The sequence below is a fragment of the Bacillus sp. X1(2014) genome (genome assembly GCF_007678255.1).
Map to the genome: position 1 here is coordinate 170,678 of NZ_VEED01000005.1, position 13,347 is coordinate 184,024.

Sequence of the window (13,347 nt, forward strand, 5' to 3'; positions counted from 1 at the left end):
ATGGATTTAGGATTAAAGGGTAAAGTAGCGGTCATTATGGGAGGAACCTCTGGTGTTGGCTTAAAAACAGCAGAGATGTTTCTTCAGGAAGGGGCCAGCGTAGCGGTTTGCGGCAGAAATAGTGAGCGCAAAGACCAAGCTTATGATCACCTCACGAAATTTGGACCAGCAGCCTCCATTTTTGCCGCAACCTGTGACGTCACCAATAAAGATGAAGTCAACGAATTTATCAGCGGTACAGCAGACTATTTTGGCGGAATTGATATTCTTGTCAATGCGGCAGGACAAAGTGTGATGGGTCATTTCTTTGATGTTACCGATGAACAATGGCAGCAGCAAATTCAATTGAAATACTTTGCGATTATTTATGCGGTGAAAGCAGTTCATCCTTATTTGGTTAAACGAGGCGGCGGCCGCATCGTTAATATTAATGCAACTTTAGCAAAAGAGCCGGAAAGACATATGATTGCCACGGCGGCAACGAGAGCAGGATTATTAAATTTAAGCAAGACATTATCGCAAGAACTTGCGTCCGATAATATTTTAGTCAACTCAGTCAGCCTAGGTTTAATTCGTACTGATCAATGGGAACGGAGAAGATTGAAAAATGCTCCGGATATGAATGCTGAAGACTATTATGCAGACTTAGCGAAAAAGCGGAATATCCCTCTAGGCAGAGTAGGAGAAGCAGAGGAAGTAGCTAGTGTGATCTTATTTTTAGCCTCAAATAAAGCAAGTTATGTATCAGGTTCAACAATTGAAACAGCTGGAGCGCTCGGGAAAGCGCTTTAATTCATAGATAAAGGCAGGAATGAATGATGAGTGAAGTGAAGCAATTAGAATTTACAACAGCTGACGCAGTGGTCCAAGAACTTGTTCGTGCAGGTGTCGAAGTAGCGTTTGGAATTGTGAGTATCCACAATATGCCGATTTACGATGCGATTCTCCGCGAAGGTAGTATCCATTTAGTTTGTTCCCGCGGAGAGAGTGGAGCGGCCAATATGGCAGATGGCTATGCCAGAGCAACAGGTAAATTGGGCGTCGTGATCACGAGTACAGGAACAGGGGCGGGAAATGCAGCTGGCTCATTAATTGAAGCATGGGCCGCAGGTGTACCTGTTCTGCATCTTACCGGTGAGGTGGCCTCCTCTTACTTAGGGACAGGCAGAGGATATATCCATGAATGTAAAGACCAGTTATCAATGATGGAAGGCTCTTGTAAAAAAGCCGTTCGGTTAAGAAGACCTGAGCAAGCAGGTGCTGTCGTTAGACAAGCGATCCAAGACGCGTTTGCTTATCCAGCAGGACCTGTAACACTTGAAATCCCCATTGATTTTCAATCGGCTATTATTCCTAATCTTTCAATTGAGGCAATCAGCGTAATAGCTCCATCCAATCAAACCATTCCACCCCTACCAGAAGAGGTAGTAAGCAAAATTAGTCATGCTCGCCGGCCGGTTATTTGGGCAGGAGGAGGGGTGATTACTTCTGGCGCATCCAAAGAGGTGACAGCGCTTGCCGAAAAGATTGGGGCAGCTGTAATCACCAGCCAATCGGGTAAAGGAAGTATACCTGAAGATCATCCACAATGTATCGGCCACTTTGCTGCGAATGAATTAACGAAAAACCTCTTGAAAGATGCTGATTTGTTGATCAGTATTGGCGTGAGATTTAGAGGAAATGAAACAGCGAACTGGAAAGTCCCTGCTCCAAATGAACATATCGCGATTGATGCTGATTGGCAGGCGATGAATCGAAACTATGAAACTAGCTATGGACTTGTCGGCGATGCCAAACATATTTTACAAGGTTTAAATCAAGCATTAGCTCAAACGACAGTGGTTCCGGATCCTTCTTATCTTGATGAAGTGCAGTCCGTTCGCGAAGAATTGCGGACCCAGTTACGAGCGACGCTTGGTCCTTATGAGCAAATCCTCGATGGCATGCGAAAAGCATTGCCTAAAAACACAATTTTAGTCCGGGATGTAACTGTTCAGGCAAATGTATGGGGAAGCCGGTTATTTGAAATCTATGAGCCAAGAACATCGATTCACGCATCAGGTGGGGGAATTGGTCAAGGGCTGCCAACGGCGATTGGTGCGCAAATGGCCAATAAAGATCAGTCTGTTGTGTTAATGGCAGGAGATGGCGGATTTATGGTTAATGTCGGTGAAATGGCCACCGCTGCCCAAGAGAAACTGCCTTTGATTGTCGTTCTATTTGATGATGCTGGCTACGGAGTGCTCCGAAATATTCAAGATGCGGCATATGGTCGTCAGGTAGCGGTTGATTTAATGAGTCCTGACTTTGTATTATTAGCGCAATCGATGGGATTTGATGCCGCGCGAATTGGTTCAGCTGCAGAATTTGTCACAGAACTGGAAAAGGCCGTTGCAAGCAAAAAGCCTAGCATGATTGTGGTCGATATGGAAGCAGTCGGACCGATGGCGAAACCATTTGGAGGTCCTCCAGGTGCAGCCGATGCTTTCAAACCGAAAAAGTTGTAGGGAGGAATAAACGTGATTTCAACACATCCTTATGTTTCAGGAAAATACTTAATTGGCGGACAGTGGATTGTATCTGAAAATACAGCAAAGGTCATCAATCCAGCACAGACGAGCGAAGTGGTCGGCGAAGTTGCTTTATGTTCAAAAGCGGATGTAGAAGAGGCAGTGGGAACCGCAGCTAAAGCCTATGAAAGCTGGTCGCAAAGTGAGATTGAAGACCGGGCAAACCGGATGAGGCTCGCAGCTGAAGAGATTAAAGCAGTTGTTGAAGAGAATGTTAGTTTACTAGTTCGCGAGAATGGCAAGGTGTTGGTTGAAGCGAAGAAAGATTTGCTCCGTTGTGTCGATATCATGAAACAAGGTGCAGACGAACTTCTTGAATGGTGGAAACCTGAGAGCCTGCCAGGGGGTCAAAAGGTGCAAATCCGCAAACGTCCACGCGGGGTGGCAGCGATCATCTCTCCATGGAACTCCCCGCTGATTCTTACCTTTAAGCGCGTTATCCCTGCGGTGTTGGCAGGAAATACCGTCGTGGTGAAGCCGGCAACGAGTTGTCCCTTAACAATTATGACTTTTTTAAAAGTGGTAGCTTCCTATTTTCCGGATGGGGTCATTAATGTGGTAACAGGATCTGGTGGTGTTATAGGGGACGCATTGTGTTCCGACCCGCGGGTTCGCACGATTGCTTTTGTGGGCAGTACGGAAACAGGCAAGGAAATTATGCGTGCCGCTGCCGGGACCGTCAAAAAACTGTATATGGAACTGGGCGGGAATGATGCAGCAATTCTTCTTGCTGATGCAAATTTAGATGATGAAGCTGTGAAGCGTCTCAGGTTTGGTGTTCTTCGTGCGGCAGGGCAAGTGTGCTCCGCCATTAAAAGGATCTATGTGCACGAATCCCGTTACGAAGAGGTTGTTGAAAAATTAACAAAGGAATTTAGCCGCATTCGAGTGGGCAATGGAATTCAACCGGATGTCGAAATGGGTCCTTTAAATAATAAATCCCAATATGATTATGTGAATGGCTTGATTAAACGGGCTGTTGATGCAGGAGCCAATGTGATTACGGGAGGAATTCAGCTCGACCCGGAATCGTGGGAACAAGGTTATTTTATTGCACCGACAATTATAACTGGAGTAGAACAAACAAGTGAAATCGTGCGTGCTGAACAATTTGGTCCGGTGATTCCGATTTTACCGTTTACCGATGTTGATGAAGTCGTACGATTAGCTAATGACAGTGAATTCGGATTGAGGGCGTCTGTTTGGACAGAGGATGAAGCAATGGCCGTGAAGTTGGCTGATCGATTGGAGGCAGGGGCTGTTTTTCATAATAATCATACGGTTTTCCAAGACCTTCATCTTGATTTTCCTGGGTTAAAGGAAAGCGGTCTCTCTCGTGAAACAAGGCATTGCGGGCTCGAATATTTTGCAGATTCTTATGGTTTGGCCAATTAAGGAGGAATCCAGATGAGAATAGGATTAATTGGGGGAGGAAATATTGGCAAGTTCCTTCTTCAACGCATCAATATCGAAGGACTTCTTCCAGGTGGTAGAATTGTCGGCCTCTATACTCGGAACAAACAAACAGCGGAGCAACTTGCTGCGGAGTTTGATACAGTAAACTATCAGGATGTTCAACTGTTAATCGAAGATTCTGCGATTGACGTTGTGATTGAAGCTGCGACCATTGAAGTGGTGAAAGACTATGCGGCTTCTATTCTAACAAATGGAAAAGATTTAGTGTTAAGCAGTGTCGGTGCCCTAGCCGATGTGGACTTTTACCGGGAACTTGAAGGAATCTGTCAAGCAAGCGGTACGAGAATCCATTTACCCGCTGGGGCCATCGGTGGATTGGATGTCCTGAAGGCAGCTAAATCGATAGGCGAACTAGAATCGGTTTCGATTATTACTAGGAAACCGCCGCAAGCATTGCCTGGAGCGCCAGCTGACCGAGCACAAGTGATGTTCGAAGGCACGGCGAATGAAGCGATTGAATTATTTCCGAAAAACATTAATGTATCGATTATTTTGTCTTTAGCGGGACTAGGACCAGATCAAACAGGTGTGAAAATTATCTCTGATCCAACCGTAAAGAAAAATAGTCACTCGATTGAGGCGTCCGGTTCTTTCGGAAAACTATCACTTCAAGTGGAAAATGATCCAATGCCAAATAATCCGAAGACAAGTTACTTGGCTGCGCTGAGTGTGTTGTCTGTTTTGAAAAATAAAGATGCGGTTGTTAAAGTGGGATAATGATAAAATAATTTTATTATAGTAAAAAACAGGGGAAACCCGAAGAGTTGATCTCATTCTCCTGTGAATATAAGGAAAAAATTAGGGGGATAGGCCTATGATTAAAACGAACATCAATCTTGAAGAAATGTCGCAAAAAGAAGCCATTGAATACTTAATCGAATCCGTTCGACCAGAAGAAGGTTCCATTCCTGCCTCGCTTTTAGGTGACCCAAAGATTTATGACATTGAGCACAAGAAGGTATTTTTAAAAACCTGGTTGTTTATTGGTCATGAATCGGAAATCCCCAATAAAAATGATTTCATTACGAGAGATGTAGCTGGATATTCTGTCATTCTTACACGTGGTGCGGATGGTGAAATTCGCGGCCTCTATAATATGTGTACCCACCGCGGCATGAAGCTTTGCCGGGCAGATGCTGGTAATAAATCTTCGTTTACCTGTCCATATCATGGCTTTAATTTTAAAAACAATGGCGATTGTGTCGGCGTTCCGCTCCAAAAGGATATTTACGGTGAAGGTTTTGATAAATCGGGTTTAGGCCTTCATAAAGTCAAAATTGAAACCTATAAAGGCCTGATCTTTGGTACATGGAATGACGAAGCAGAATCATTAGAAGATTTTCTAGGTGACTTTAAATGGTACCTTGATATTTTAGTGGGACGTGCCGAAATGGAAGTAGTCGGGCCGCCGCAACGATTTATTATTCAATCGAACTGGAAAATTGGTGCTGATAATTTTGTCGGTGATTCCTACCATACGATGGTGACGCATGGATCGATTGTTAAATTAGGAATGGTTCCAAGTGCTACCTATTCCAAAAAGGGGTATCAAATCCATACAAACCATGGACATGGTTTAAATCTTGGCACGCCGAATCCTGATTTTGCTTTTCCTGAAGAGCTCAAGGATGAATTTAAATCCAATTTAACCGAAGAACAATATGACGTTTTGTCTAATTTAAAAAATATGATTGGGAATATTTTTCCGAATTTATCTTTCTTAATTTCTCATACAAAGGTAAAAGGACAGTTAATCTCAAATACTTCAGTTCGTCTCTGGAGGCCAGTTGGGGTCGACAAAATGGAGGTCATTACTTGGTTTTTAGTCGAGAAGCATGCTTCACTCGATTGGAAAAAGCGTTCGCGTGAGTCGTTTATTTTAACATTCAGCCCGTCTGGAATTTTTGAACAAGATGATACTGAGGTATTTACGGATATTACTGCGGCTGCCTCTGGTACGATGCCTTTAGTGAAACAATTGACCTTTAATTATACGATGGGATTACATCGTCAACCTGTGGAGGACTTTGTTGGGCCTGGTGTGGTTTTTGATGATAAATTCACAGAGGCTAATCAACGGAACTTTTATCGTTACTGGCTCGATTTGATGACGACCTGATGCGGGAGAGCATTTTGAAATACGTATGAATGTTGGGAGGAGTCATGTATGAGTTTAGAGAAAATGCTGGCAACCTATGAATTTGAACAATGGCTGTATGTTGAGGCCAAGTTTCTTGATGATATTGATTTTGATGGCTGGTTTAACCTGCTGCATCCAGACATTTCCTATCAAATGCCGGTTCGGGTCAATAAGGAAGGGATTGAGCGGCCTGATTATTCATTAGATATGTTTGCATTTGATGATGATATTGAATTATTGAAAATCCGCGTTGATCGCTTAAAAACGGATTACGCCTGGGCTGAGATACCGCCGTCGCGGACACGGAGGTCTGTCAATAATGTGCGCCTCATTGAGTACGTTCCGAATGAAAAGGCAGTTGTTCACAGTTATTTAACCATCTACCGCAGCCGAAGTACTGATATCCATCATGATTTGATTTCAGGGGAGCGTCAAGATGAGTTTACCTATGTTGATGGGGAATGGAAGCTATCTAAGCGGGTTTTTATTGTGGATCAAACGACATTAAATACTAGGAATCTGGCTATTTTTGTATAGTTACTAAAGTAGAAAGGAGCACCAAGATGGCTCAACTTACAGGAAAATCAGTCTATTTGACCGGAGGTGCCTCCGGGATTGGAAAAGCTGTCACCGAGGCATTTGTGAAAGAGGGTGCTGTTGTCACCATCCTTGATCGGTCTCTAGCCGGATTAAATGAGCTCAAACAGCAATTTGGAGAACAGGTTCAATGCGTTGAAGGCGACGTGACGATATATGAAGACCATGTGCGTGCCGTGCAAACAGCTGTCGAAACCTATGGGAAATTAGATGTCTATGTAGCAAATGCGGGGGTATTCGATGGATTCGCCAAATTTGAAAATGTTACTCCGGAAGCGATGTCGGATGCTTATGACCTGCTATTTACTATCAATGTAAAGGGATATTTTAATGGGGCCAAAGCGGTTACAGCCGAACTTAAGAAAACAGCTGGGAATATGATTTTCACTGTTTCTGGTGCTGGATTTTATCCGGATGGCGGCGGGGTTTGGTATACGGCGAGCAAGCATGCCCAAATTGGATTAATGCGGCAATTGGCGTTTGAATTAGCACCAGACATTCGAGTGAATGCGGTCGCGCCTGGAGGAACGTTAACCGCACTCCATGTCATTCCGCCGCTGCAGCCCTTTGTAAAAATAGTCGATAATGAGACAAAAGAGAAGAGTATAAAGAAACGGAATCCACTCCAAATTGCGATGCAATCGGAAGATCATGTCGGAGCCTATCTCCTGCTTGCTTCTGATCAGGCCCGCGCGATTACGGGTGAAGTGATTTCAAGTGATGGAGGCTTGGCCGTTCGCGGACTAGGTTGATTTTAGTATGAAATAACTGGGGGAATATGCATGACCGAGTCATTGACGGAAAAAAAGCCGTTAGCTGGAAATAACGTCATTAACCAAATCGCAATCGTTGTTCATGATATTGAGCAAACATCCGAAGCATTTGCACAGCTCCTTGGGATACCAAAACCTCAATGGTTTTTAACAGGTGACCGTGATGTTTCTAAAGTGGTCTTTCGCGGTCAGCCAACCGATTCCCGTAGTAAACTCGTATTTTTAAACACACCAACAGTACAAATCGAATTGATCGAACCGGACTTGGAACCTGGCACCATGCGCGAATTTTTAGATACGGTGGGGGAAGGTGTCCATCATTTCGCCTTTGATGTGAAATCTATTAAAGAGAAGCTGCCTGTTTTTGAGGAAAACGGATTTCCGTTACTGCAAAGCGGGGAATTTACATCTAGTGATGGAAGATATGTATATGTGGATACGTTAAATAGTTATAAGACGCTAATAGAACTGCTAGAAAGTGCTGAGCCTAGAGATACGGCACCAAATACCGATATCTTCACTCCCTTACTAGGAACCAATAAAGTGGAGCAACTTGCCATTGTCGTGAGGGATTTGGACGCCGCTGCGGATGCATACTGCAAGTTACTAGGTATCGAAAAGCCACCTGTGATTCAATCTGGCCCAAGTGAGCTTACACAGGTCATTTTTGAAGGAAAGCCAACGGAGGCTGACTCCAAATACATGTTTATAAATACCCCATTGCTTCAACTAGAATTAATCGAGCCGGGTGATTCACCAAGCACGTGGAAAAAGCACCTTGAAACATATGGCGAAGGGGTTCACCATATTTCCTTTGTGGTAAAGGATATGGAGGAGAAAGTGAAACTGTTAGAGGATATGGGCTATCCAGTCATTCAAAGGGGCAATTTCTGGAATGGAAAAGGCCGATATGTATATATGGATACTACCGCTACATACAAAGTAATCATCGAATTGCTCGAAAGATTTTGATTTTAACGCCAGGAATTGACTCTATAGAAGAAGCAGACTTTTTCGTATTAGGAGAAAGTCTGTTTTTTTTACTTCTCTTTGGCTCCAGTTTTCTTTTCAACTTTAATTCCATGTTATTCATAGTGCCTTACACCAGCGTGAAATTGTATAATAGAAGTATAGGTAGTTTTATTACAAAAGTAATTTTTTTAATCCGGATCTTTACAGATATGAATGAGGAGTGTTGGAGTTTATGGCTATTTTAGTAACAGGCGGTGCTGGCTATATTGGTAGTCATACGTGTGTGGAATTACTAACTGCTGGCTATGAAATTATTGTTGTTGATAATTATACAAATAGTAGACCGTTGTCATTAAATCGCGTGAAAGAGATTACGGGAAAAGACTTTCCGTATTACAGGGTTGATTTGCTTGACCGAACCGCCCTCAAGGACGTGTTTTCAAAGCATTCCATTGAAGCGGTGATTCATCTTGCTGGATTAAAAGCAGTGGGCGAATCGATTTCCCTTCCACTCCATTATTATCATAATAATATTACTGGAACGCTGATTCTTTGTGATGTGATGAAAGAATTTGGCGTTAAAAATATGGTGTTTAGTTCATCGGCGACGGTGTATGGGAAGCCTGAACGAGTTCCTATTTCTGAAGATTTTCCTCTTAGCGCCACCAATCCATATGGCCGGACCAAGCTGATGCTTGAGGAGATTTTGCGCGACTTATTTATGGCAGATTCTAGTTGGAGTATTGCGTTATTGCGGTATTTTAATCCTATTGGCGCACATGAGAGCGGCAGAATTGGCGAAGATCCCAGCGGAGTCCCTAATAATTTAATGCCGTTTATTACCCAGGTTGCCGTTGGGAAACTGAAAGAACTGCAGGTGTTTGGAAGCGATTACCCGACGGTCGATGGTTCGGGGGTAAGGGATTATATTCATGTTGTTGACCTTGCCTTAGGTCATGTGAAAGCATTGGAGCGCGTCCTGTCTTCAAAAGGCGTGGATGCCTTTAATTTAGGAACGGGTAGAGGATATAGCGTCCTCGAGATCGTAATAGCATTTGAAAATGCCGCAGGGGTGAAAATCCCTTATAAAATTGTTGAACGAAGGCCGGGGGATGTGTCTGTTTGTTATGCTGATCCATCCAAGGCAAAAAAGGAACTAGGGTGGACAGCTGCTAGAGGAATTGAAGACATGTGTCGAGATTCATGGCGCTGGCAGAAAATGAATCCGAATGGGTATGAAACGAAAAAGAAAATAACCAATAACTTCTAATCGTTACAGCATGAACATTTTTAAGGTGTCAGGCACGAGAGCCCTAATCGTTACCGGTAAGGGCTTTTTTTTATGAATTGGGTCACGAATAACTACTAATTGTTACCGTCAACCTCATTTTTCAAAGGAGACGGTCACAAATAAACGGGAATCGTTTTCCACATTAGATATAGATAAAAACCTATTACTTTCTTTTTCGCTCATTTGATTTTTTAATTTTCATTATTTTCGTGGATGGTTGTTTTCGAATCCACCGAATAAAACCAAACTAGATAATTTTTCATCGCCTCGTAACTCAGGCAAGGTGGTTAACCGTGCAGCGATTTCTTCATTCGTATAAAGGGCATGAATTTGCTTATGACAGGGGATACATAAATTGGCTGTTGCTCCAAATGTTCCACCCATTTCTTTAGGAAGCAGATGATGGACAGTGGTTTCCACCATCTGCCGCCCACAAAGTTCACATGTCCCCATCATCATCCCCTCCACTCATTTTGAAGATATTATTCACTACTCCACTTTTTTCATTCCTGCCCGATTTTTGTCGAAGTTTAAGAGGTTTTTAGCTCAAAAGATAATGATAGAATGAAAAAATAATATACTACCTTTTTTTATAGTAGTAACAAAATGAATCAGCAATGGGAGGCTAGTCATGCTAGTTAAAGTACTAATTGTTGAAGATGAGTTGGTTGTCCGCAATGGAATCTCAAACTTTATTAAAGAAATGGGCCACTCCTTTGACCTAATCGGAACAGTCTCAAATGGTCTGGAAGCCTTAGAATTGATTCAATCACATTCCCCGCATATCGTGATTACAGATATTAAGATGCCGAAAATGGATGGACTAACCCTTGTGGAAAAAGTTAAAAAAATGTACCCAGATATAATCATTGCAATCCTAAGCGGCTACGCAGATTTTACCTATGCAACAAGGGCGATGCGTTTTGGGGTGTCCGATTATTTGTTAAAACCGATTAATAAGGAAGTATTCGGAACGACATTAAACAGGCTTATGGCCGAAGTTGTCAAAGGAACAGTTAAATACTCCCATCTCCTCCAAAATCAACCAAAGTGGGATATGGGGTTAATCCGCTTAGAATCGGAGCTGCTCGATTGTGTGGAAATGGCCAATAAATCTGGACTATCAGATAAAGCACAATTATTTATTGCAGAATTAAGAAAGCGTTCCCAAAACGATACGATTAAATCAATCCCATATCTGACGGACTTCCTGGTCTCACTTCGAAAAAGGATCATCACCAATGACGAACTAAGAGGATTCATCGAACCAATCGTTGAAAAGACGATCGAATCCATTGTTCCTGAAACAGATTTTACTAGGATTGAGGAAAAAATCCACCATTTACTTAATTCTAGTGTTTACATCGTCGGTCAGTATAAAAAAACTACCTCACCCGACTTAGTCATTAGATGCAAAGAAATCATGGACTCCAATTATAATAAGGAAATCTCTCTACAAGAGGTCGCCGAAATTATTGGTGTATCTGCCGCACATTTAAGCAGAGTTGTCAAAAAAGAGCTCGGGAAGAATTTTACGGAATATATTGTCGACTTACGTATGGAAAAAGCCAAGAATTTGCTGGAATCAACCAATTTTAAAGTGATGGATATTTCCAAAACAGTTGGCTATGACAACCCTGATTATTTTTCAAGAATCTTTAAAAGACAGTGCGGAATTTCCCCACAAGATTATCGTTTCCATTTCCTAACCAAGGGTGTCCGCCAATGAGCAAAGGGACACTCTATCAAAAAATCATTTTCACACTGCTATTTCTTACGGTGATGCCTTTACTTTCGGTTGGCTATTTAGGGTATGAATACTTTTCTAGCATCCTGGAAGAGAAAATAGTCAAATCAAACACTGAAACCATCGGGCAGGTACAAGCTCGCTTGGACAGTTACATTACCGATGTTGACTCGGTTGCGAAAACCGTTGCCAATTATGAAGAATTTCAACTTCTTGCAAGTGAACCAATGGCAGAGAATTATCTCCTCTATGCAAAAACACAAACCTTTGTAGCCTTTTCCAAGTTAATGATCCTAACTCATCAAGACATCCAGCGAATTACGATTATCAGGAATGATTTGTCCCGAATCGATAGTATGGGAAGATATTTGCCTACAGGAGGAAATTTGAACAAGGAAAAATTTGCGAAACTATTAAAATTAAGACAACCAACCGTTCTTTCACCAGAAATAGGTGAACAATCACGCTGGGTTCTTCCTTATGTTCAATCTATCTTTGATCCAGAAAACGGCCAGGTAATTGGTGCGGTAATTGTTGATCTCGACCTGCAGCAAATTCAAGACTACTTAAAAGAATCGAGGCTGCTTCAATCCGGATTTATTGTCGTCAAAAATAATCAAGGTGAAGAAATATATGCACCGAAAAACTTTAATAGCAAGAAGCTGTTGGCACCATCATCAAAAAAAGATAATTATTTTCTGAATCAGGATGGGAAGAAAGAGTTGGTGATTCACTCCACATCATCGTTATCGAATTGGCAAATTAGTGGTGTGGTTCCTTATCAAGAAATCACTAATCAATTAAAGAAGACAAGAAATATTGTGTTCCTGTTTGCTTTAATCATTATTCTTGCGGTTGGAGGAGTAGCTTTTTTTCTACGGACGTATTTAGTCAAACCGATTCTACGATTGCAAAAACTCATGCTTGATGTTGAGAGCGGTAACTTAGCTGCAAGGTCAAATTTTAAGCGGAATGACGAAATAGGTAAACTTGGAAAAAGTTTTAACCATATGATTGATCAGATCCAGCAATTGATCAACGATATTCATGTCTCAAGGATCAATGAATCACAGGCTAAATATCTTCAAAAAGAAGCTCAGTACCAGGCACTTCAGGCAAGAATTGCCCCGCATTTTCTCTATAACACGCTAGACTCAGTCAGCTGGCTGGCTAGGGATAAGGGGATCCGTGAAATTACGGCTGTTGTGGATTCATTAGCAGGTATGCTTCGCTATAGCTTAGACCGTTCTACTCCCTTGGTCAAAGCGAGAGAGGAGTTCCAACATGTCCTTCTATATAGTGAAATTATTCGGTTTCGAACTGGAGATAGTATAGAGTTTGACTTTCATATCCCTGAAGAATTACTAGAGCAGCCGATTCCACGCTTTACTTTGCAGCCACTAGTAGAAAACGCCGTCCAGCATGGCTTGGAGCCTCTTGGGGGGAAAGGAAAGATATCAATTACTGCCATTGTTGAAGCTAAACACCTTTATTATGAAATTTCCGATAATGGAATTGGATTAGAGCCCGAACAAATAGAAGAATTAATGAAGTTTTTAACAGATGGAAAAGATGAACGTCCCTCGTTTGAAAAGATTGGACTGGCTAATGTTCATAATCGAATCAAGATGACGTACGGAGAGAATTACGGGCTGTCCATTTTTGAAAATAAAGAGTATGGATTGACGGTTCAAGTGAGGCTTCCCTACTATAAATCAAAAAAGTGAAGAAATGATATCAAATCTGAGAGGTGTCCCATCTGAAAGTTAATTGTCATAATG

Annotated in this window: 11 protein-coding genes and 1 pseudogene; 11 read left to right on the top strand and 1 reads right to left on the bottom strand. The window is 42.2% G+C overall.

Annotation, left to right across the window (positions count from 1 at the left end):
* The 9 genes from FS608_RS12370 (at position 1) to galE (ending at position 9,798) form a co-directional block, all read left to right on the top strand.
* Positions 1 to 792 (top strand): SDR family oxidoreductase, encoded by a 792-nt coding sequence (locus tag FS608_RS12370; protein ID WP_144550379.1) that lies wholly within the window; start codon positions 1 to 3, stop codon positions 790 to 792.
* 26 nt (positions 793 to 818) lie between these two features.
* A complete protein-coding gene (locus tag FS608_RS12375; RefSeq protein WP_144550381.1) occupies positions 819 to 2,507 on the top strand; it encodes a thiamine pyrophosphate-binding protein in 1,689 nt (562 codons plus the stop codon).
* Positions 2,508 to 2,519: 12 nt separating this feature from the next.
* Positions 2,520 to 3,965, top strand: coding sequence for an aldehyde dehydrogenase family protein (locus FS608_RS12380; protein ID WP_144550383.1), 1,446 nt, complete (start codon positions 2,520 to 2,522; stop codon positions 3,963 to 3,965).
* A gap of 12 nt (positions 3,966 to 3,977) precedes the next feature.
* The gene (gene nadX / locus FS608_RS12385; RefSeq protein WP_144550385.1) at positions 3,978 to 4,763 is read left to right on the top strand and encodes an aspartate dehydrogenase; all 786 of its coding nucleotides are present in this window, start codon (positions 3,978 to 3,980) and stop codon (positions 4,761 to 4,763) included.
* A 97-nt stretch (positions 4,764 to 4,860) separates the two neighbouring features.
* Positions 4,861 to 6,165, top strand: a complete 1,305-nt coding sequence (locus FS608_RS12390) for an aromatic ring-hydroxylating oxygenase subunit alpha (RefSeq protein ID WP_144550387.1) — start codon at positions 4,861 to 4,863, stop codon at positions 6,163 to 6,165.
* Between the two features lie 48 nt (positions 6,166 to 6,213).
* Positions 6,214 to 6,723 (top strand): aromatic-ring-hydroxylating dioxygenase subunit beta, encoded by a 510-nt coding sequence (locus FS608_RS12395; RefSeq protein ID WP_144550389.1) that lies wholly within the window; start codon positions 6,214 to 6,216, stop codon positions 6,721 to 6,723.
* A 26-nt stretch (positions 6,724 to 6,749) separates the two neighbouring features.
* Positions 6,750 to 7,535, top strand: a complete 786-nt coding sequence (locus FS608_RS12400; RefSeq protein WP_144550391.1) for an SDR family NAD(P)-dependent oxidoreductase — start codon at positions 6,750 to 6,752, stop codon at positions 7,533 to 7,535.
* A 30-nt stretch (positions 7,536 to 7,565) separates the two neighbouring features.
* Positions 7,566 to 8,528 (top strand): VOC family protein, encoded by a 963-nt coding sequence (locus FS608_RS12405; RefSeq protein ID WP_144550393.1) that lies wholly within the window; start codon positions 7,566 to 7,568, stop codon positions 8,526 to 8,528.
* A 232-nt stretch (positions 8,529 to 8,760) separates the two neighbouring features.
* The gene (gene galE, locus FS608_RS12410; RefSeq protein ID WP_144550395.1) at positions 8,761 to 9,798 is read left to right on the top strand and encodes a UDP-glucose 4-epimerase GalE; all 1,038 of its coding nucleotides are present in this window, start codon (positions 8,761 to 8,763) and stop codon (positions 9,796 to 9,798) included.
* Between the two features lie 184 nt (positions 9,799 to 9,982).
* Here galE and FS608_RS12415 read toward each other — a convergent pair.
* A pseudogene (locus FS608_RS12415) lies at positions 9,983 to 10,272 on the bottom strand (HNH endonuclease).
* Positions 10,273 to 10,450: 178 nt separating this feature from the next.
* Between FS608_RS12415 and FS608_RS12420 the strand changes: the two are divergent.
* On the top strand, positions 10,451 to 11,548 hold the full coding sequence (locus tag FS608_RS12420; RefSeq protein WP_144550397.1) for a response regulator: 1,098 nt from the start codon (positions 10,451 to 10,453) through the stop codon (positions 11,546 to 11,548).
* Positions 11,545 to 13,293 carry a cache domain-containing sensor histidine kinase gene (locus FS608_RS12425; RefSeq protein WP_144550399.1) on the top strand — a complete coding sequence of 583 codons (1,749 nt, stop codon included), beginning with the start codon at positions 11,545 to 11,547 and terminating at the stop codon, positions 13,291 to 13,293. The genes FS608_RS12420 and FS608_RS12425 overlap by 4 nt, the downstream gene beginning before the upstream one ends.
* Positions 13,294 to 13,347: the final 54 nt, after the last annotated feature.